General features: G+C 33.4%; 15 protein-coding genes. 8 read left to right on the top strand and 7 right to left on the bottom strand.

Annotated elements, in window-relative coordinates; all coding sequences use genetic code 11:
* Nucleotides 1-248: 248 nt before the first annotated feature.
* The 6 genes from HQN62_RS01245 to HQN62_RS01220 all read right to left on the bottom strand — a co-directional run bounded on the left by HQN62_RS01245 (nucleotide 249) and on the right by HQN62_RS01220 (nucleotide 6,469).
* Entirely contained in the window at nucleotides 249-1,817 is a 1,569-nt protein-coding gene (locus tag HQN62_RS01245) for a DUF6377 domain-containing protein (protein WP_173503017.1), read from the bottom strand.
* A 184-nt stretch (nucleotides 1,818-2,001) separates the two neighbouring features.
* Nucleotides 2,002-3,432, bottom strand: coding sequence for a pyruvate kinase (gene pyk / locus HQN62_RS01240; RefSeq protein WP_173503016.1), 1,431 nt, complete (start codon nucleotides 3,430-3,432; stop codon nucleotides 2,002-2,004).
* A gap of 5 nt (nucleotides 3,433-3,437) precedes the next feature.
* Nucleotides 3,438-3,926, bottom strand: coding sequence for an IPExxxVDY family protein (locus tag HQN62_RS01235; RefSeq protein ID WP_116796778.1), 489 nt, complete (start codon nucleotides 3,924-3,926; stop codon nucleotides 3,438-3,440).
* A 114-nt stretch (nucleotides 3,927-4,040) separates the two neighbouring features.
* Nucleotides 4,041-4,781 carry a ribonuclease III gene (gene rnc, locus HQN62_RS01230; RefSeq protein ID WP_173503015.1) on the bottom strand — a complete coding sequence of 247 codons (741 nt, stop codon included), beginning with the start codon at nucleotides 4,779-4,781 and terminating at the stop codon, nucleotides 4,041-4,043.
* On the bottom strand, nucleotides 4,782-6,041 hold the full coding sequence (gene fabF / locus HQN62_RS01225) for a beta-ketoacyl-ACP synthase II (protein WP_173503014.1): 1,260 nt from the start codon (nucleotides 6,039-6,041) through the stop codon (nucleotides 4,782-4,784).
* Between the two features lie 191 nt (nucleotides 6,042-6,232).
* Nucleotides 6,233-6,469, bottom strand: coding sequence for an acyl carrier protein (locus HQN62_RS01220; protein WP_007137004.1), 237 nt, complete (start codon nucleotides 6,467-6,469; stop codon nucleotides 6,233-6,235).
* 178 nt (nucleotides 6,470-6,647) lie between these two features.
* Between HQN62_RS01220 and purN the strand changes: the two genes are divergently transcribed.
* The 4 genes from purN to HQN62_RS01200 all read left to right on the top strand — a co-directional run bounded on the left by purN (nucleotide 6,648) and on the right by HQN62_RS01200 (nucleotide 10,744).
* The gene (purN, locus tag HQN62_RS01215; protein WP_116796781.1) at nucleotides 6,648-7,217 is read left to right on the top strand and encodes a phosphoribosylglycinamide formyltransferase; all 570 of its coding nucleotides are present in this window, start codon (nucleotides 6,648-6,650) and stop codon (nucleotides 7,215-7,217) included.
* A 9-nt stretch (nucleotides 7,218-7,226) separates the two neighbouring features.
* Nucleotides 7,227-7,706 carry a ribonuclease HI gene (rnhA, locus tag HQN62_RS01210; protein ID WP_173503013.1) on the top strand — a complete coding sequence of 160 codons (480 nt, stop codon included), beginning with the start codon at nucleotides 7,227-7,229 and terminating at the stop codon, nucleotides 7,704-7,706.
* A gap of 75 nt (nucleotides 7,707-7,781) precedes the next feature.
* Nucleotides 7,782-8,705, top strand: coding sequence for a PfkB family carbohydrate kinase (locus tag HQN62_RS01205; protein WP_173503012.1), 924 nt, complete (start codon nucleotides 7,782-7,784; stop codon nucleotides 8,703-8,705).
* Nucleotides 8,706-8,845: 140 nt separating this feature from the next.
* Nucleotides 8,846-10,744 carry an amidophosphoribosyltransferase gene (locus HQN62_RS01200; protein WP_173503011.1) on the top strand — a complete coding sequence of 633 codons (1,899 nt, stop codon included), beginning with the start codon at nucleotides 8,846-8,848 and terminating at the stop codon, nucleotides 10,742-10,744.
* A 925-nt stretch (nucleotides 10,745-11,669) separates the two neighbouring features.
* Here HQN62_RS01200 and HQN62_RS01195 read toward each other — a convergent pair.
* A complete protein-coding gene (locus HQN62_RS01195) occupies nucleotides 11,670-12,278 on the bottom strand; it encodes a superoxide dismutase (RefSeq protein WP_116796785.1) in 609 nt (202 codons plus the stop codon).
* 300 nt (nucleotides 12,279-12,578) lie between these two features.
* Here HQN62_RS01195 and HQN62_RS01190 point away from each other — a divergent pair, with 300 nt between their 5' ends.
* The 4 genes from HQN62_RS01190 (at nucleotide 12,579) to HQN62_RS01175 (ending at nucleotide 21,413) form a co-directional block, all read left to right on the top strand.
* Complete coding sequence (locus HQN62_RS01190; RefSeq protein WP_173503010.1) at nucleotides 12,579-15,752, top strand: UvrD-helicase domain-containing protein; 3,174 nt, start codon at nucleotides 12,579-12,581, stop codon at nucleotides 15,750-15,752.
* A 75-nt stretch (nucleotides 15,753-15,827) separates the two neighbouring features.
* Nucleotides 15,828-17,021 (top strand): glycine C-acetyltransferase, encoded by a 1,194-nt coding sequence (gene kbl, locus HQN62_RS01185; protein ID WP_173503009.1) that lies wholly within the window; start codon nucleotides 15,828-15,830, stop codon nucleotides 17,019-17,021.
* Nucleotides 17,022-17,132: 111 nt separating this feature from the next.
* Nucleotides 17,133-18,587, top strand: coding sequence for an OmpA family protein (locus HQN62_RS01180; RefSeq protein ID WP_173503008.1), 1,455 nt, complete (start codon nucleotides 17,133-17,135; stop codon nucleotides 18,585-18,587).
* Between the two features lie 63 nt (nucleotides 18,588-18,650).
* Entirely contained in the window at nucleotides 18,651-21,413 is a 2,763-nt protein-coding gene (locus HQN62_RS01175) for a PD-(D/E)XK nuclease family protein (protein ID WP_173503007.1), read from the top strand.
* Nucleotides 21,414-21,461 lie beyond the last annotated feature (48 nt).

Genomic DNA, 21,461 nt, shown 5'->3' with positions numbered 1-21,461 from the left:
TTCGGCGAAATCGATTTATTAATTGTTAAAAAAGATATATCGTTTTCGTGAAAGTAAAAGTATACGCTTTAGAGTTTGAAAAATTCAATCGTTTTAAAAAAGTAGATTGTAATTTCAAAAATACAATTTAAAACACTTATAATCAATGAGTTGATTATTTTTTAATTAAAAAAAAAGTGGCAGAAAAGTGAATCCAAATTTAAAAGAGGAATAGATATAATCGCGATAAATTACTAAAATGACAAATTTTATTTATTGCTTGTTCCAATTTGCATCACTTTTTCTTCAAATTCATCTCTAGGTCCAGCCGATTTGTTTTTGAGTTGCGAACGGTAATTGTAAATAGTGGAAATGGAATATCTGAGGAATACAGCAATTTTGGCACTATCTTTTATTCCCAAACGAATAAGTGCAAAAATCCTTAATTCGGTATTAAGCTGTTCGCCTTCTTTTGGCTGAATGGCATCTGTGGGGATTAATAAAGCATTAAAATCATCAATAAAATTAGGGAAGAGTTGCAAAAAGGTTTTGTCAAAATTTGCATAAAACTCTTTTAATTCATTTTCGATATATTCTTTTGATTTTACCGCACTTACCAAATCATTGATTTTTCCAGTAGTTGCCAATACATTTAATTTTCGTTGGTATTCATCAAGTTTTCCCAAATAATCTGAACATTGGTCCATATATCGACCGATATATATTTCCTTTAAAAAATTGGCTTCCGTCAAAGTGTTGTTGGACAGATTTAGTTTTTCATTAAAAGTGTTTAATTCAACATTCAATTCGGAAAGTTTATCATTGGCGGAGCTTAAATCGCTTTTTGCTTTTGATAATTTTTTCATTTGTCTAAAGAGTAAAAACAGAAGGGCAAGTAATACGAGTACTAGAAAACCTGCACTAATTAAAAACACCATCAATTGATACCTGTTGGTTTCGTTTTGTTGCTGATACGATTCGCTGATAATGGGTAACATCTTCGATATTTCATAGGTTCTCAAGCGTGCATTGCAGATAACTGCATCGTCTAGAGAACGTTTTATGTAGGTATAAGCTCGCTCAATATCACCATCTTCATAAAGTAGAAAGGCCAATGATCGAAGCGAAATGTATTCTTTTTTTGCCAACTGTAAATCAGATAGCGCCGAGATACTTAGCCATTTTTTTTCTTGATTTCTATCTTTTTTCAGCTTGTATGCTTGTGAAATGATATAGGATATTATAGCTCTATTAGGATCACTTTGTTTAATTTTAGAAAAAAAAGGAAGTAATAAGTCAAGAGTTTCTTCGGGGTTTTTATTATCTAAATACCAATCGGCCTTAGCAATAATGAATGGAGTGGAATTATGGGGGTAAAAATTCACACAGGAATCTCGGTATTTTTTTGAAAACAAAAGGTATTTTTCTTTTTCTTGTTGGGAAGAAGCATTGTCGGCCATTTGACCATAAATTACTCTACTAACACCATAAAAAGAACCTTTTAAGTTGGGAGTAGCTGCAATGGTAATGGCATTCAGAACATCAATTCCTTCTTTGTACATGCCTAATGTTCCCATTATGGCAACGAGGTTAAATTTAGCCTGATTTAATTTTTCAAGCTTATTCAGATTTTCCGCTATTTGAAAATTCTTTCTGGCATATACCAATGCAGAATCTGATTGATACGATTGGTAGTCATTATATAGTTTTTGTGTAATCTTATATTTTTGCTCAGGATCATTGGTGCGTTTTAATTGTACTTTAAGCTGCGTAATTCCGTGTTCTTTCTTTTGTGTATAATAGGAATTGTTTTCAATAGTCTTGTCTATTTCAAGCAATAGATTATTTGAATTATTTTGAGCAAATAAGGGAAATGATAGAAGTGAAATAATAAGAAACAGTGAAAAGCGATTCATTAAAGTTGGATTTGTTTCCTGTAAAAATAATTAAAAATTTAAACCAAAAAACCGTCTTGAATCTTTAAAAGATTTAAGACGGTTTTATATTTTAATGCGCTAAAAGTTATTCTATTTCAGAAACTCTTAAGGTATTAACCATTCCTTTATCGGAAATTGGCATTGCAGCTAAGTTGATTAAGAAATCACCTTTTTTTACAAACCCTTTTTCTTTTACGATGTTATTTACATCCGTAACAGTATCATCTGTACTAACTGATTTTTCGTAATAGAATGATTTTACTCCCCATAATAAATTAAGCTGAGTTAAAATTCTTTTATTAGAAGTGAAAACCAAAATGTGTGCAGAAGGTCTCCATGCTGAAATTTGAAACGCTGTATAACCGCTGTTGGTTAAGGTACAAATTGCTTTTGCTTTGATTGCATTGGCCATAATGGCTGCATGTTGACAAATAGTTTTAGTGATAAAACGGTTTGTTCTTACTTGAGGGGAGTTTTGAGGAACTTGGATAAGCGGTGAATCTTCAACTGCTTCAAGTATTTGAGTCATTTTTTGGATTACCTGGACCGGATAGTTTCCAGTGGCAGTTTCTCCAGAAAGCATTACTGCATCTGCACCATCCATTACAGAGTTGGCTACGTCATTTACTTCAGCACGAGTTGGAGTCAAACTAGTAATCATAGTCTCCATCATTTGAGTGGCAACAATAACTGGAATTCTAGCTGTTTTAGCTCTACGAATCAATTCTTTTTGTACCAATGGTACTTCATGAGCTGGTAACTCAACACCCAAGTCACCTCTGGCAACCATCAAAGCATCACAATAAGCTACAATTCTATCCATATTTTCTAATGCTTCTGGCATTTCGATTTTGGCTATAATTGGAATTTTATATTCAGAATGTTTAGCGATCAATTCTTGTAGGTCTTGTAAATCTCTCGGTGTTTTAACAAATGAAAGAGCAATCCAGTCTAATTTCATTTCTATTGCAAAAATGGCATCAGCGATGTCTTTTTCGGTCATTGCAGGTAATGAAATTTTAGTGTTAGGTAAATTTACCCCTTTCTTTGATTTCAATTCGCCTCCTTGAATAACACGAGCAACAACCTCTGATTTTTTATCAGTTGAAACAATTTCAAAGATTAATTTACCATCGTCCAATAATATTCTTTCACCAGGATTTACGTCATTAGGAAAATTTTGGTATTTCATGAATACTTTCTTTGAAGTACCGATTATATCTTCTGCAGTTGTAAAAGTGATTAAATCACCATCATTTACAACAACTCCATCTTCCATTACTCCAACACGTAGTTTAGGTCCTTGTAAATCTCCTAGAATTCCGGTAGTATATCCAAATTCTTCGTTTATACCGCGGATAATGCTTATCTTATTTTTTACGTCTTCGTAATCAGCATGGGAAAAATTTACTCTAAATACATTTACACCTGCTTCAATCATGTCTTTTATGATTTCTCGTGTGCTACATGCAGGCCCAAGTGTGGCTACAATTTTGGTCTTTTTGTTAGTATGCATTGGTATTAAAAAATTAAATTGTTTTTAGATTTTATTTTATTTATGTCAACAATATAGACCGTTGCTATATTGTCTATTGTATTCAGTTCATTCTGTATTTTCAAAAGATTTAAATTCTCATCGCTGTTTTCTATTTTCAAAAAGTAATCTACTTTTTTAAATTCAGGAAGCATATACACTTTTGTGACAACTTCTAAATTTACATTCGAAAACAAACTCTGATTTTCCTCGTTTTGTTGTTGAATGACTTCGTTTTTATTCTGTATCAAATCCCAGGAAATCTCTTTTTTCTTTTCATAATAATGAAATCTAGAAAAATGAGCTTCCCCTTCCTTAACTGTAATTTGAATTTCTTTTATAGATTTATTCAGATTAACATGAAGTTTTTGATTGATAAAATAAGCCAATCGGTAATCTTCTAATGAAGTGTGAATAGCAATAAGACTATAATCTATTTCGTCAAATTCGCCAAAATCCAGTTTATGAATTGCCATTTCATTAAAAAATAAGATGTAAATATAGTATTTCTATTGTCGCAAAAGGTTGCTAGGCGGCTATGATTTTGATATTTTATTAACGAAAACGATGTAGTATTGATAATAGAATAGTTATTTTCTGTCAATTTTCTCTTGAAATGCAAAGTAGGCACGTTGAGATGCCTTTTCTTCTGCTTTCTTTTTTGAAGTAGCTCTGGCTTTTGCAATTACTTTGTCATCAATACTAAGTTTTACACCAAATAGGCGTTGGCCATCAATAGCATTGTCTTCAAATATGTCATAGTGAAACTGTTTTTTCTCTTTTTGGCACCATTCGATAACAAGGCTTTTGTAGCTAATTACTTTTCCTTCAAGTCGAGCAATGTCAACATAAGGGACAATTACTCTCTTTTGGATGAATTTTTCGCAATATTCATATCCTCTATCTAAGTAAATGGCCCCAATCAAAGATTCGAAGATATTGCCATGTATGTTTTCGCCAAAATGATGAACAGGAACTTTGCTTTCGACAAATTGGATTAAATTTAAATCTTTACCTAACTCATTTAAATGTTCTCTGCTGACTATTTTAGAACGCATTTTGGTTAGATAACCTTCGTCTCCAAGCGGAGCTTCATTAAATAAGTAGGCTGCAATTACGGCACTTAGCATTGCGTCTCCTAGAAATTCAAGTCTTTCGTAATTAACAGGATTTCCTTTTAAATCGATACGATTGGATGAGCGATGGGTAAATGCCTTTTTGTAACATTCTAGCGTTACAGGATCGAAACCGAGAATAGGTTGAATAGCATCAAAAAAAATCCCGTCTTCTAGAGAACGGGATTTTGAGAATATTTTTTTAAGTATACGCATTTATGATTTGTAATCTAATTTTTTTACCAAAACGCAAGCATTGTGGCCGCCAAAACCAAATGTATTACTCATGACAACGTTCATTTCTCTTTTTTGAGCAACGTTAAAAGTAAAGTTTAATTTTGGGTCAATGTTTTCATCATCTGTAAAATGATTGATTGTTGGAGGAATAATACCATGTTTTAATGAAAGAATACAAGATATAGCTTCAATTGCTCCAGTAGCACCAAGTAAGTGACCAGTCATTGATTTTGTTGAATTCAAATTCATTGTGTAAGCATGTTCACCAAAAACGTGTAGAATTGCTTTTGATTCCCCGATATCACCAAGAGGAGTTGAGGTTCCATGCATATTTACACCATCTACATCAGTTGGCTCTAAACCAGCATCTCTTAAACAGTTTAACATTACATTTTTAGCTCCCAATCCTTCAGGATGTGGTGCAGTAATGTGATAAGCATCTGCAGACATTCCGCCTCCACCAATTTCACAGTATATTTTGGCGCCACGAGCCACAGCATGTTCGTATTCTTCTAAGATTAGTGCTCCGGCACCTTCACCTAACACAAATCCATCTCTGTCTTTGTCCATAGGTCTAGAAGCTGTTTTTGGATCGTCATTTCTGGTAGATAAGGCATGCATAGCATTAAAACCGCCCATTCCTGCAATTGTTACAGCAGCTTCTGAACCACCGGTTACTATTGCATCGGCATGACCCAATCTAATGTAATTGAAAGCGTCAATGATTGCGTTTGTTGAGGATGCACAAGCCGAAACTGTTGTGAAATTTGGTCCTCTAAATCCATATTTCATTGAAATTAGACCGCCTGCAATATCTGCAATCATTTTTGGTATGAAGAAAGGATTAAATTTTGGAGTACCATCTCCGGCTGCAAAATTAAGAACTTCTATTTGAAAAGTTTCTAATCCTCCAATTCCTGAACCCCAAATAACACCTACTCTGTCTTTGTTTATTTTGTCAAAATCGAAACCGGCATCTTTTAAAGCTTCTTCCGATGCAACCATAGCGTATTGTGCGTAACGGTCCATTTTTCTTGCCTCTTTTCTGTCTATGAAGTCTTCAACATTGAAGTTTTTAACTTCACAAGCAAACTTAGTTCTAAACTTTGAAGCATCGAAATAGGTTATTGGAGCAGCTCCGCTAACACCATTGATTAGACCATTCCAAAATTCCTCAATATTATTACCAATGGGAGTAAGAGCACCAAGGCCTGTTACAACAACTCTTCTTAAAACCATAACGTTTTTATTTTTGTTATCTTTTAACAAATAAAGCCCATGCTTTCTATACTATAAGAAGTAACTAAAAGAGACATGGGTATTATAATGTAAATATAATTTGATTGAAGTTCAATCGAAAAATTTATTTAATCAAATAATAACACCCGATTCTTAAAACTTTAAAATTTTAGAAATCGGGTGTGTCATTATTATTTTTTAGCTTCCTCGATGTAAGAGATAGCTTGACCTACAGTAGCGATGTTTTCTGCTTGATCGTCTGGAATTTGGATATCAAATTCTTTTTCGAATTCCATAATAAGCTCAACAGTGTCTAATGAGTCAGCTCCCAAATCATTAGTGAAGCTTGCTTCTGTTACAACTTCGTTTTCGTCAACACCTAATTTGTCTACGATAATCGCTTTTACTCTTGATGCAATGTCTGACATAATCTTTTAATTTTAGAATTTAATTTGTTGGCAAAAATAAAACAACTTTATTTTAAAACAACTATTTAGTGAATAAATGTGTGTACTAATTTATAAAATTTATTTCAACAAAGATTTCTTAAATCTATTTATTTTCGTTTTTTATTCCTTTTTTTGCATAAATTTTAAATAACGAATTATGAAAAGAATACTGATATTTGCTTCTGGATCGGGGACTAACGCTGAAAATATTATAAAATATTTTGGCAATAGATCTACCGGAACTGTGGTAGCGGTTTTTTCAAATAATTCGAATGCAACAGTTCTTGATAAAGCAAAAAAATTAGCTGTTCCAACTGTTATTTTTTCAAAAGAAGAATTAAATTCAGGAAAAACACTACAAAAAGTTAATGATTTTCAACCTGATTTGATAGTCTTGGCTGGCTTTTTATTAAAATTTCCCGAAAATTTGATTGAAGCCTATCCAAATCGCATAGTAAATATACATCCTGCACTGTTGCCAAAATTTGGAGGTAAAGGAATGTATGGTATTTACATTCATAAAGCGGTAGTGGAAAATAATGAAAAAGAAACAGGGATTACCATTCATTATGTAAATGAAAACTATGATGAAGGTAATATTATATTTCAACAAAGTGTTGCTCTTTCTGAAACCGATACCCCAGAATCGGTAGCGGTCAAAATCCACGCATTGGAACAAGAATATTTTCCGGTTATTATTGAAAAACTACTAACTTCTAACCTTTAATATCATACTTTGGAATACGACGTACATATATATACGGATGGTGCTGCCAAAGGCAATCCCGGTAATGGTGGTTATGGTGTGGTAATGGAATGGGTTGGAAAACCTTATAAAAAAGAATTTTATGAGGGCTTTCGATATACAACCAATAATAGGATGGAATTGTTGGGTGTAATTGTTGGTTTAGAAAAATTGAAAAAAGAGAATACTACTGTTTTGGTCATCTCAGATTCAAAATATGTTGTGGATTCGGTACAAAAAAAATGGGTTTTTGGTTGGGAGAAGAAAGGATTCGCAGGTAAAAAAAATCCTGACTTATGGAAGCGCTTCTTAGTTGCTTACAGGAAACATCAGGTAGATTTCAAATGGATTAAAGGACACAATAATCACCCTCAAAACGAAAGATGCGACGAATTGGCCGTTATGGCTTCCATGCAAAAGCAACTATCTATTGATGCTTTTTATGAAAAAGAAGAGGGTAAACTTTTATGAAAACTTTGATAGTCTGACCCTTTGCAATATTGCAACTTATGGACTATCTTTGCACCCTAATTCGAAACATACCTAATGAATAAATTATTGATTGTCGGAACAGTAGCTTTCGACGCAATTGAAACTCCTTTTGGAAAAACAGATAAAATTTTAGGGGGAGCAGCAACATATATAGGGTTATCAGCTTCTTTTTTCAATGTTCAATCAGCTATAGTTTCTGTAGTTGGTGACGATTTTCCACAAGAATATCTTGATTTGTTAACCGATAGAAATATTGATATTTCAGGTATTGAAGTTGTTAAGGGAGGTAAAACCTTTTTCTGGAGCGGATTGTACCACAACGATTTAAATTCAAGAGATACTTTGGTTACAGAACTTAATGTTTTGGCAGATTTTCAACCAAAAGTTCCTCAAGACTATAAAAATGCCGAAATTGTGATGTTGGGTAACTTGCATCCACTAGTTCAAAGCAGTGTTTTGGACCAAATGGAAACAAAACCAAAATTAGTGGTTTTGGATACCATGAACTTTTGGATGGATTGTGCTTTACCGGAATTATTGGCAATCATCAAAAGAGTAGATGTTATCACTATAAATGATGAAGAAGCCCGTCAGCTTTCAGGAGAGTATTCTTTGGTAAAGGCAGCTGCAAAAATTCACGAAATGGGACCAAAATATGTGGTAATCAAAAAAGGAGAACATGGAGCGTTATTGTTTCATGGTGAAGAAATTTTCTTTGCTCCGGCATTGCCATTAGAAGAAGTTTTTGATCCAACAGGAGCAGGAGATACTTTTGCAGGAGGTTTTTCAGGATATATTACACAAAGTGAAAATGTTTCTTTTGATAATATGAAGAATGCAATAATTCACGGTTCTAATTTAGCTTCTTTCAGTGTAGAGAAATTCGGAACGGAACGAATGCTTGATTTGGATAAAGATGAAGTGGTCTCAAGGTTGAAACAGTTCAAGTCTCTGACCCAGTTTGAAATAGAATTATAATGTTCTTAAGCCTCTATATGAGGCTTTTTTTAATTAGTACAGTCAATATTTATAAGAAAGAGTACGAATTTGCATCGTATTTATAAGAAGGATAGTAATAGAGACATCATTAAATACCAATAACTACAAACAATAAAACAATGAGCGACGCTTTAAAACACGAATGTGGAATAGCTTTAGTTAGACTTTTAAAACCCCTTGAATTCTATAAAGAAAAGTACGGAACTGCTTTCTATGGTATCCAAAAAATGTACTTAATGATGGAGAAACAGCACAATCGAGGTCAAGACGGTGCTGGTTTTGCAAGTATTAAAATGGATGTGGAGCCTGGTGAGAGATACATCAGTCGTGTGCGTTCCAATCATGCACAACCGATTCAAGATGTTTTCAAGCAAATAAATGAAAGAATAAACGAAGAAATGGTTGCCCATCCAGAATACGCGGATGATATGTCCCAATTAAAAGCGAATATTCCTTATATAGGGGAATTATTTTTAGGACACGTACGTTATGGGACTTTTGGTAAAAACAGTATCGAAAGTGTTCACCCATTTTTGCGTCAGAGCAATTGGATGCACAGAAACTTAATTTTAGCAGGTAATTTTAACATGACCAACGTTAAAGAACTTTTTGAGAACCTTGTTGAATTGGGGCAACATCCAAAAGAAATGGCTGATACGGTTACGGTAATGGAAAAAATTGGTCACTTTTTAGATAAGGAAGTGATGCAATTGTACCAAGATTGCAAAGCTGAGGGTTATTCTAAAAGAGAAGCTTCACCAGTTATTGCAGATCGTTTAGATATTGCAAAAATACTTTCACGTTCAGCAAAAAATCTTGATGGTGGATATGCTATGGCTGGTTTATTGGGTCATGGAGATGCATTTGTCTTTAGAGATCCTGCAGGAATTCGCCCAGCTTATTATTACCAAGATGATGAGATTGTTGTTGTTGCATCGGAACGACCTGTTATTCAAACTGTTTTTAATGTACCATTCGAAAGTGTTCAAGAAATTGACCCAGGAAGTGCGTTAATCATTAAGAAAAACGGAAATATTTCTATGAAGGAGATACTTACGCCAACTGTTAAAAAAGCATGTTCTTTTGAGCGTATTTATTTTTCAAGAGGTAGTGATGCCGAAATCTATCAAGAAAGAAAGAATCTAGGAAAATTAATTCTTCCAGCAGTATTAGAATCTATTGATAATGATACTGATAATACTGTGTTTTCATATATTCCAAATACTGCCGAAACTTCCTTCTACGGATTGGTGGAGGCGGCTCAAGACTTTTTGAATCAAAGAAAGAAAAATTACATTCTCGAAAACAAAGACACGTTAACAGTTGATTCATTGGAGAAATTACTTTCTGTAAAAATCAGAACAGAAAAAGTGGCTATAAAAGACGCTAAATTGAGAACCTTTATTACCGAAGACAGTAGTAGAGATGATTTAGTGGCTCACGTTTATGATGTTACTTATGGTGTAATAAAGCCAACCGACAATCTTGTAATAATTGATGACAGTATTGTAAGAGGTACAACTCTTAAAATGAGTATTATCAAAATGATGGATCGTTTGAATCCAAAAAGAATTGTTATTGTATCCTCTGCACCACAAATAAGATTCCCGGATTGTTATGGAATTGATATGGCAAAACTGGAAGGACTTGTTGCTTTTAGAGCTGCATTGGAGTTGTTGAAAGAAAGAAATTTATACCATATCGTTGATGATGTTTATGCTAAGTGTAAAGCTCAGGAAAATTACCACGATAATGACGTTGTAAATTACGTTACAGCGATATATGAACCGTTTACTGCTCAAGAGGTTTCAGATAAAATAGCCGAAATGCTAAGTTCACCAGAAATTAATGCAGAAGTAAAAATTATTTTCCAAACGGTAGAGGATTTACATGTAGCTTGTCCAAAAAATTTAGGGGATTGGTATTTTACTGGTGATTATCCTACTCCAGGAGGTAATCGTGTGGTTAACAGGGCTTTCATGAATTTTTATGAAGGAAAAGACGCAAGAGCATATTAATTTACTTTACCGATAAACGGGTTTGTGTGTGTTTTGTCGACTTTATTTTCAAAGTTGTAAATCTCAAAGTATATTCGCCTACCATAATTTTAGTAGGTTAAGTTTATGGTAGATTTGGGGCAAAAAGGGTGAAAGTAACATTTCACCTTTTTTATTGGAATAAAGTCAAGGTTTCTTTTTTTACGGATAAATTGAAACCAAAATAATAAGTTAAATATATTGAAAATCAATAAATTATCCAATTAACGAGTATTTAGGGAATTTATCGAATATATTTTAAAAGTAACAAATGTCAAAGTATATTTGACTACCATAATTTTTAGTAGGTTAAGTTTATGGTAGATTTGGGGCAAAAAGGGTGAAAGTAACATTTCACCTTTTTTATTGGAATAAAATCAAGTTTTATTTGGATAAATTAAGAGTAAAATAACAAGTTAAATATTCTGAAAATCAACAAATTAGCTAATAATCGTTTATTTGTGGCATTCATCGAAAATATTTTCAATAAAGTGATTATCGACGTACATTTGAGTACCATAATTTTAGTAGGTTAAGTTTATGGTAGATTTGGGGCAAAAAGGGTGAAAGTAAAATTTCACCTTTTTTATTGGAATAAAATCAATTTAAAATACTGAAAATCAATTAATTAGTAATTTATCGAATATTTAGGGTTTTCATCGAAAATAATTTTATACTAGTTAAGTTCAAAGTATATTTGAGTACCATAATTTTTAGTAGGTTAAGTTTATGGTAGATTTGGGGCAAAAAGGGCGAAAGTAAAATTTCGCCTTTTTTATTGGAATAAAGTCCCAAAAACAAAATAGTAGTTGCGAAATAGAAAAATGATAAACGTATAGATCAAAAAAAATAGACGAATAAACTTTTCAGTCTATTCGTCTATCATATATGAATTTTATCTTTATTCTTATTTTTCTAAAGCAAAACGTCTAGATACTTCTGTCCAGTTAATCACATTGAAGAAAGCTTCAATATAATCTGGTCTTCTGTTTTGGTAATGTAAGTAATAAGCATGTTCCCAAACATCCATTCCTAAAATTGGAGTTCCACCACAACCTACTTCCGGCATCAATGGATTGTCTTGATTTGGAGTTCCGCAAATGTCAAGTTTCCCACCTTTTTGTACACATAACCAAGCCCATCCAGAACCAAATTGTGTAGCTCCGGCTTTAGCAAATTTTGCTTTAAATTCTTCAAAAGTCCCAAAAGAACTTTCAATAGCTTCTAGCAATTCACCAGTTGGTAATCCACCTCCATTTGGAGACATAACAGTCCAGAACAAGTTGTGATTGTAAAATCCACCACCATTATTGCGAACCGCAGCATTCGTTTTATCTAGGTTAATTAAGATGTTCTCAATTGTTTTTCCTTCCAAATCAGTTCCAGCGATAGCTGCATTCAAATTTGTCGTATAAGCATTGTGATGCTTTGAATGGTGAATTTCCATTGTACGAGCATCAATATGAGGTTCTAATGCGTCATACGCATAAGGTAATTGTGGTAATTCAAAAGCCATAATATAGTTGTTTAATGATTTATAAATATTTTATTCAAAATTAAACATTTAACTTTGGAATTGAAAATTCTATTTCGTTATAATTTCATCAAATAAAATGATAATACAATTCTTATTTTTTAAATCCGAGTAATCAGGAGCTCTTTCCTGCTATCCGCTTGTATCTTTTTCTTGCTAAAGGAGCAAGAAATAGGTAATTGCGAGAGCAATTCGACTATCAGGGCTAGGGCATTAGGCATTTTAAGAAGCATTAGTGAAAATCAGAAATCAATAATCGTTAATCAGAAATCAAAAATCGAAATGGAAAGACCTTCTTTCGCTATATATGACGCTTCCGCAGGTTCTGGTAAAACTTATGCTCTTGTAAAAGAATACCTTAAAATAATTCTAACAGCAAATAAGAATGATGCTTACCGAAACATTCTGGCAATAACGTTTACCAACAAAGCGGTGCACGAAATGAAAAGCCGAATTGTTGGCAGTTTATCCGAATTTGCCAAAGAGGAACCTAATTCCAAAGCTTCGGATTTAATGCAGGACCTATCCGTTGACACAGGACTTTCCATTATTCAAATAAAAATCAAATCTCAACAAATCATTAAGCACATTATTCATAATTATGCTGCTTTTGATATATCCACGATTGACAAATTCACACACAAAGTAATTCGTGCTTTTGCACACGATTTGGGATTACCAATGACTTTCGAGGTTACCTTAGATACCGAAAATCTATTAATCGAAGCGGTTGACGCCATTATTGCACAAGCCGGTGAAGATGAAACTTTGACTAAATTACTCATCGATTTCACGATGGAAAAAACCGATGATGACAAATCTTGGGATATTTCGCGTGAAATTTTGGAAACAGGAAAATTAGTACTGAATGAAAATAACCGAAATGAAATTACTCATTTTCACGACAAATCAATCGGTGATTTTATAGCCGTAAAAGAAAAATTAATTCAAGTCTGTGCAGCTTTAGAAAAAGAAAATGCAAATCTTGCTAGTGAATTATTATTGCTAATTGATAAAAATGCAATTGATTTAAAATCATTTTCCAGAGGAACTTTTCCTAATCATCTTCAAAGTATTACTGATGGAAAATTCAACTCAAAAAATAAAATGTTTTGGGAGTTTGATGATATTGCCATCAATAAAACAGCAAAAGATAGAGCGTTAATCGAAAACATCATTCCCGATTTGTTGCAAAGTCTTTCAGAAATTTATAAAAACTTCGAAAAGCGAAATTTCTATAAAGCCTTTTTGAAAAACATCACGCCTTTATCGTTATTGAATACCGTTAGTAATGAATTGACAAAAATTCAAAACGAACAAAACGTACTTTCGATAACCGAGTTCAACGCAATTATTCATCGCGAAATCCAAAATCAGCCCGCTCCTTTTATATATGAACGATTAGGTGAAAAGTATAGTCATTTTTTTATTGACGAATTTCAAGATACTTCCGAAATGCAATGGCAAAACCTGATTCCGCTTATTGATAATGCGCTTGCAGGACAAGATGATTCGGGTCAAAAAGGAACTTTGATGATTGTGGGCGATCCAAAACAATCTATTTACCGCTGGCGTGGCGGTAAAGCAGAACAGTTTATAGAGTTAAGTAAAGACCAAAACCCTTTTAGCAACCCGGAAAAAAAACTAGAGCATTTAGACAAGAATTACAGAAGTTATTCTCAAGTGATTGAATTCAATAATGACTTTTTTCAATTATTGTCCAATGAGTTTAGCAATGTCGATTATAAAGATTTATACGAAAATCATAGCCGTCAAAAGATAAATAATAAAGTAGGCGGTTATGTGAATATTTCTTTTTTACCAGAAATTGAATCGGCAGAAGAGGATGAAGAGACATTGGACAAAACGGCTTTGTATGTTTTGGCTACGCTAAATACTATTCAAAAAGTTGTAAAAGAAGGTTTTGAATATAAAGACATTGTGATTCTGACTCGAAAAAGAAGCCAAGGAATTGCAGTTGCCAATTATTTGACGGAACAAAGTGTTCCGCTTTTGTCTTCCGAAACATTGATGATTCAAAATGCGACCGAAGTCCGATTGATTATTCACATTTTAAAATATTTGAAGAATAGTTCGGATTTGGAATCAAAGGCTAACTTTTTGCAATATTTGGCACAAAACAAACAAAATGAATTGCCTGTTCACGATTTTATAGCCAAAGGAATGGAGTTGAAAGAGGAAGTGACTTTCGAGAAATGGCTTGAAAACTGTAATATAGAACTATCATTTCAAAACATTAGAAAAAAATCATTGTATGAAGCTGTTGAAATAATTATTTCGAAGTTTCTAAAGAGAGATGAAAATTCAAAAATTCAATCATCGGCAACGGCTTATGTTCAGTATTTTCTAGACATTGTTTTAGAAAGAGATGTTCGTAATCAAGCCGGAATTTCAGATTTTCTGAATTATTGGAATAAAAACTCGGAGAAATTCAGCATTCCTTCTCCGGAAGGGACGAATGCAGTTCGGATTATGACTATTCATAAATCAAAGGGATTAGAATTTCCAATAGTTATTATGCCTTTTGCTGAAGAAGATTATAATAGAAAACCGAAAGATAAGTTATGGCTTAATTCGGAAGAGCAAGATTTTGACATGCCGAAAGTGTTGGTGGATAACAGTAGTGCTATTGAAGAATTTGGAGAAGAAGCTTCGGCAGTTTATAATTTAAAGAAACAAGAAGAATTGTTGGATAATATTAACGTATTGTATGTGGCTTTAACCAGAGCAGAGGAACAACTGTATGTTATTTCTCAAAATGTAAAACCCAGAAAAGACGGTGAATATCCGAGCAATATGGCTTCATTTTTTATAAAATATTTGATTCAACAAGGGCTTTATGATGAAAACCAACTCGAATATAAATTTGGAGATCAAACTAAATTATCTGAAAAAACGAAACATATTGATACTTCCAAAAATATCCCTGTTGTTTCAGATGTGTTGAATCCTAAAAATATAAAAATTGCCCAAAGGGAAGCATTGATGTGGGGAACGCATCAACAAGAAGCTATTGAGTTTGGTAATGTGATACACGAAATTCTTTCTTTTGTAGCTACCAAAAGCGATGTGGAATTGGCAATTAATAAAGCAATTGAAAACGGATTAATTACGATATTTCAAAAAGACATTGTTCATAATGCTATTATTGAAATAGTTAACCATCGAGATTTATTGGATCATTTTGCGGAAGGGAATGAGGTCTTGAACGAAAAAACGATTATTCAAAAAGAGGGTGGTACAGTCAAGCCAGACCGAATAGTAATAAATAGGGCGAAAGAAGTTTTTTTGTTGGACTATAAAACAGGTTTTCCTAATCCAAAATACAAATATCAATTGGAAAACTATCAAATGGCTATCGAAAAGATGGGATTCAAAGTACTAAAAAAAGCACTTGTGTACATAGGAGTCGAAATCGATGTAGTACATTTGTAAAAAAATAAAGAATTGTCAAATAGCAAAGTTTATAGCCTATTTGCATTTAATTGTTAAGATTTAAAAACTAATAAAATGTACGGTAAAATTCAACAACACTTACAATCAGAACTTCAAACTATTGAAGAAAACGGAATTTTCAAAAAGGAAAGAATAATAACTTCTCCACAAGGAGCGGAAATCACTATTTCTACTGGTGAAAAAGTTTTAAATTTTTGTGCGAATAATTATTTAGGATTGTCTTCTCATCCAGAAGTTGTTCAGGCTGCGAAAGATGCAATGGATACTCATGGTTTCGGAATGTCATCTGTGCGTTTTATTTGTGGGACACAAGACATTCACAAAACTTTGGAAAAAAAGATAGCCGATTTTTATGGAACGGAAGACACGATATTATATGCTGCGGCTTTTGATGCAAATGGAGGTGTTTTTGAGCCTTTATTTGGAGAAAATGACGCCATTATATCGGATAGCTTAAATCATGCTTCTATAATTGACGGAGTGCGTTTATGTAAAGCGGCTCGTTATCGTTATGAGAACAGCAATATGGAAGATTTGGAACAGCAATTGATTAAAGCCAATGAAACGGGAGCTCGTTTTAAAATAATTGTAACTGATGGCGTTTTTTCAATGGATGGAGTTGTGGCGCCATTAGATAAGATTTGTGACCTAGCCGATAAGTATGACGCCTTGGTTATGGTGGATGAATGTCATGCTGCAGGATTTATTGGAGCAACGGGAAAAGGAACGCTTGAAGCCAAAGGTGTAATGGGGCGTATAGATATTATTACAGGTACATTGGGGAAAGCTCTAGGAGGAGCGATGGGGGGTTATACGACAGCAAAGAAAGAAATAATTGAATTACTCCGTCAACGTTCCAGACCTTATTTGTTTTCAAATTCATTGGCTCCGGCTATTGTGGGGGCATCGATCAAGGTTTTTGAGTTATTAGAAAGAAATACTGCGCTTAGAGATAAATTGGAATGGAATACCAACTACTTTAAAGCAGGAATGAAAAAAGCAGGTTTTGACATAGTAGAAGGGGATTCAGCTATAGTTCCAGTGATGCTTTATGATGCAAAATTAGCACAAAATATGGCTAATGAACTTTTAAAAGAAGGTGTGTATGTAATAGGTTTCTTTTTTCCAGTGGTGCCTAAAGATAAAGCTAGGATAAGAGTGCAATTATCAGCAGCTCATACAAAAGAACATTTGGATAAAGCAATTGATGCTTTTGTGGTTGTGGGTAAGAGACTTGCTGTAATATAATTGTTAAATTTTGTGTTTACGAAGTGTTTTATTTAACATTTTATTTTGTTGTTACAGAAAATCGTCCTACTTTTGTTTGAAATTAACTAATTGTAATTAAAAATAACAAGTATGAAACATCTTAACAAACTTTTAGTTGCTGTAACGATGGTGATGGGATTAAGTTCTCAAGCACAAGACAGTAACAATAAATGGGCTATCGGTTTTGGAGTAAACGCGATTGACTACAGATCTAGTGCTGGTGGAGACTTTATGAGTCATTTTGATCAGCCTTTTATGGTAAGTGATAACTGGAATATTCTTCCTTCAGTTTCTTATATCAACGTTTCAAGATACGTAGGAAGTGGTTTTATTGTAGGACTTACAGGATCTATCAATCAAATTGATAAATTTGTTGTAGCTGTTCCTGGTCGTACACCAGATAAAAATGATTTTGCAGCTGTGAATCCAGGGGATTTGATGTACTATGGTATTGATGCTACAGTTACGTACAGTTTTATGGAATTACTAAAATCTAAGGTAGTTGAGCCTACATTAAGTGTTGGTGGAGGTTATACTTTCTTAGGAGACGAAAGCTACGGAACAGTAAATCCTGGAGTTGGATTAAACTTTTGGTTTACTGAAAACGTAGGTCTTTCTTTGCTAGGTGTTTATAAAAAATCTTTTGGAGATAGACAATATGCTGGAACAAACACTCCAGATGCACCTTCTTACACTCAATATTCTGCAGGTTTAACTTTTAAGTTTGGAGCTAAAGATACTGATGGAGATGGAATCTATGACAAAGATGATGCTTGTCCAGAAGTGGCAGGTCTAAAACAATTCAATGGTTGTCCTGATACAGATGCTGATGGTATCGAAGATTCTAAAGACAAATGTCCTACAGTTGCTGGTCCAGCTGAATTCCAAGGATGTCCTGATACAGACGGTGACGGTGTAGCAGATCCTGATGATGCTTGTCCTTCAGTAGCTGGATTGAAACAATTCCAAGGTTGTCCTGATACAGATGGTGACGGTGTTACTGATGCTTCAGACAAATGTCCTACAGTAGCTGGTCCAGCTTCAAATGGAGGATGTCCTGAATTAGATGCTGATAAAGATGGAGTATTAGATAAAGATGATGCTTGTCCTACAGTACCTGGTCCTGCAAGTAACAAAGGTTGTCCAGAAGTAACTGAGCAAGTGTTACAAGAACTTAAAGTACAAGCTAGAGCAGTTTACTTCGTAACTGGTAAAGCTATACTTGAGACTGCTGATAAAGGAGCTACAGATGGTAGATTAGAAGCGATTAAAGAAATCCTTAAAAACTACCCTAACGCTAAATTTGCTATCGAAGGTCACACAGATAACACAGGTAGCGCTAAATTAAACCAAAAACTTTCTGAAGCTAGAGCTAAAGTTGTTATGGATAAATTAATTGAAAAAGGTGTTAATCCTGCTAACTTAACTTCTGCTGGTTATGGTTCATCTAAACCAGTTGCTACTAACAAAACTAAAGAAGGTAGAGCATTAAACAGAAGAACTGAAATTAGACACATAGGTACAATATACGAAGGTAAATTGTAATCAATTCTCTAAATAATTTTAAAAAGCCATTCTTAATTGAATGGCTTTTTTTATATTTATAAAATGACAAATAATTCTTTTTTAGATAAAATTGCTGCTGTAATAATATTGGAGTATCATAATATAATTGCCGATACTATAGTGGTTTTACCCAACAAACGCGCCAAAATATTTCTTGTTGAAGCATTAAAAAAGCAAACAGCGGAAAATATGTTTTCGCCAGAAATCATCAGTATTGAAGATTTTGTCCAAAATATCGCAGGGATAAGAACTATTGATCCCATAGAATTGCTATTTGAATTTTATGAGATCTATTTATCTATCACAGAAAGAAACAATCAGCAATCATTTGAACTTTTTGCCAATTGGGCAAAAACATTACTTCAGGATTTTAATGAAATTGATCGTTATTTGTTAGATCCAAATTATGTCTTATCGTACTTAAAAGACATTGAGGATATCAAGAAATGGGGAATTGAAGTTGAGAACAAAACGCAGTTACTCGAAAATTATATTGATTTTTGGAAGTTGTTACCAAAATATTACCAATCTCTTTATGAGCATTTGCTTAAAAATGGAATCGGATATCAAGGGTTAATTTATCGTGAAGCAGTTAAGAACTTAGATGGTTTTTCAAAATCAATTCAAGGAAAACATTTTGTTTTTGCAGGTTTTAATGCTTTGAACGCTTCTGAGGAAAAAATAATTCAACATCTTATTGCTTCAGAGCAGGCCAAAATATATTGGGATGCTGATCAAACGTTTCTAAATGATCCCTATCATGATGCCGGTTTATTTGTGCGTCGTTTTAAAGAAAGTTGGAAGCACTATAAGAGAAATCCTTTTGAATGGATTGTGGATGATTTTTCGGCTACCAAAAATATTCAAGTCATTGGAACTCCGAAAACCATCGGTCAAGCCAAGATTGCAGGAAGTATTATAGAAAAAATCAACATTGAAAATCCAACTGCCACCTTAGATAAAGTGGCTATTGTTTTGGGAGAAGAGAATTTGTTGATTCCACTATTGTATTCCTTGCCTAGTTCTGTTGGAGCTTTGAATATTACCATGGGCTATTCCAGTAAAAATAATCCGGCACAAATATTGATTGCCAAATTATTTAAAATGCACACCAATGCATTGTCGCGAAGTAATAATAGCTATGTTTTTTATTATAAAGATGTGTTGGATATATTAACCCATCCGTTAATTGAACCTTATGCCAATACAAGTGCTTTGGTTGGGATTATTAATAAAAATAACTACACGTTTATCAGCCATCATAAATTATTGGAATTAAATGATAATGCTAGTGATTTATTCTTGCTTGTATTTCAAAAGTGGGAGAAAGGTTCTATTGCTGTTTTAGAAATAATCTCTAGTTTATTGCTACAAGTTAAGACTAATTTGAGCAATGAAAATGAAGAGGAAAAAATAGCGAAAACTTTTGTCTATGCCATTTTTAAAGTAATTAATAAACTGATTAATTACTATTCACAACACAAAGAAATTGACACCATTGATACCTTGTACGCCATTTATAAGCAAGTAATTGATTTGGCTGAAGTTTCTTTTGAAGGGGAGCCTTTAAATGGTTTGCAAATCATGGGTGTCTTGGAAAGTAGAGTGTTGGATTTTGAAACTGTAATTATCACTTCTATGAATGAAGGTAAATTTCCGGCCGGTAAATCGCAAAATTCTTTTATTCCTTATGATGTAAAGCGTGAATTGGGATTGCCAACTTTTAAAGAGAAAGATGCTATCTATACCTATCACTTTTATCATTTGCTGCAACGTGCAAAAAATATTTATTTGCTGTATAATACCGAAAGCGAAGGTCTGGACGCAGGTGAAAAGAGCCGTTTCATTACCCAATTGGAAGTAGAGAAACAACGTAACCACACTTTAACACACGAAATTTACAATGCAGTTTTACCTGACACGGCATATCGGCCAATGGTAATTCCAAAATCGGAGAAGGTGATGTTGCGCCTGAAAGAAATAGCCGAAAAAGGATTTTCACCATCAGCATTGACTAGTTATATACGGAATCCGATTCAGTTTTATTTTCAAAAGATTTTGAGAATTAGTGAAGTTGAAGAGGTAGAGGAAAATATTGCCTTGAATACTTTGGGGACTATTATTCACGAGACTTTAAAGGTTTTGTATGAACCGTTTATTGGTAAGTTTATTTCAGAAACAGACATTCAAAATTGTATTAAGAAAATTGACTCTGAAGTCTTGATCCAATTTAAAGTAGTTTACAAAGAAGGAGAAATAAAAAAGGGGCGAAATCTATTGGCTTTTGAAGTAGCAAAGCGTAATGTTTTTAACTTCCTTAAAGTAGAATTGGAGAGTATTAAAAACGGTGATGCGATAAAGATTCTGGAGCTTGAAAAGACTTTTGAAAGAATAGTTGAAGATTCAAGTCTGCCTTTTCCTGTTTTAATTAAGGGAAATGTGGATAGGATTGAAGAACGCAACGGAACAATTAGAATTATTGATTATAAAACGGGTAAAGTCGAGAAAGCCAGTGTCACGCTTAAATCTTGGAAAGGATTAACTGAAGATATCAAAAATGATAAAATTATTCAGGTTTTGGCGTATGCTTATATGTATGAGAACAATGCTAATGGAAAACCGATCGAGGCTGGAATTATTTCTTTTAAAAACTTAAAATCAGGTTTTTTGTCTTTTAATTTCAAAGAAGAAAAAGAGAGTGTTGCCATTATAAATAATGAAATCCAATCTAATTATTTGGAACAAATTGTTTTGTTGTTGAATGAGATATTGGATGTGACAATTTCTTTTGAAGAGAAGGTTTAACCGCAAAGGTCGCTAAGGTTGCGCAAAGAACACAATGGGATTGTGTAT

The sequence above is a fragment of the Flavobacterium sp. M31R6 genome (assembly GCF_013284035.1).
In the GTDB taxonomy this organism is placed as follows: Bacteria; Bacteroidota; Bacteroidia; order Flavobacteriales; family Flavobacteriaceae; genus Flavobacterium.
This window is presented reverse-complemented; position numbering and strand designations above follow the sequence as displayed.

Coding starts and splice junctions, on each gene's coding strand:
- pyk (WP_173503016.1), bottom strand. CDS start 3,432: ATGCATACTAACAAAAAGACCAAAATTGTAGCCACACTTGGGCCTGCA.
- HQN62_RS01235 (WP_116796778.1), bottom strand. CDS start 3,926: ATGGCAATTCATAAACTGGATTTTGGCGAATTTGACGAAATAGATTAT.
- rnc (WP_173503015.1), bottom strand. CDS start 4,781: ATGCGTATACTTAAAAAAATATTCTCAAAATCCCGTTCTCTAGAAGAC.
- fabF (WP_173503014.1), bottom strand. CDS start 6,041: ATGGTTTTAAGAAGAGTTGTTGTAACAGGCCTTGGTGCTCTTACTCCC.
- HQN62_RS01220 (WP_007137004.1), bottom strand. CDS start 6,469: ATGTCAGACATTGCATCAAGAGTAAAAGCGATTATCGTAGACAAATTA.
- purN (WP_116796781.1), top strand. CDS start 6,648: ATGAAAAGAATACTGATATTTGCTTCTGGATCGGGGACTAACGCTGAA.
- HQN62_RS01205 (WP_173503012.1), top strand. CDS start 7,782: ATGAATAAATTATTGATTGTCGGAACAGTAGCTTTCGACGCAATTGAA.
- HQN62_RS01200 (WP_173503011.1), top strand. CDS start 8,846: ATGAGCGACGCTTTAAAACACGAATGTGGAATAGCTTTAGTTAGACTT.
- HQN62_RS01195 (WP_116796785.1), bottom strand. CDS start 12,278: ATGGCTTTTGAATTACCACAATTACCTTATGCGTATGACGCATTAGAA.
- HQN62_RS01190 (WP_173503010.1), top strand. CDS start 12,579: ATGGAAAGACCTTCTTTCGCTATATATGACGCTTCCGCAGGTTCTGGT.
- kbl (WP_173503009.1), top strand. CDS start 15,828: ATGTACGGTAAAATTCAACAACACTTACAATCAGAACTTCAAACTATT.
- HQN62_RS01180 (WP_173503008.1), top strand. CDS start 17,133: ATGAAACATCTTAACAAACTTTTAGTTGCTGTAACGATGGTGATGGGA.
- HQN62_RS01175 (WP_173503007.1), top strand. CDS start 18,651: ATGACAAATAATTCTTTTTTAGATAAAATTGCTGCTGTAATAATATTG.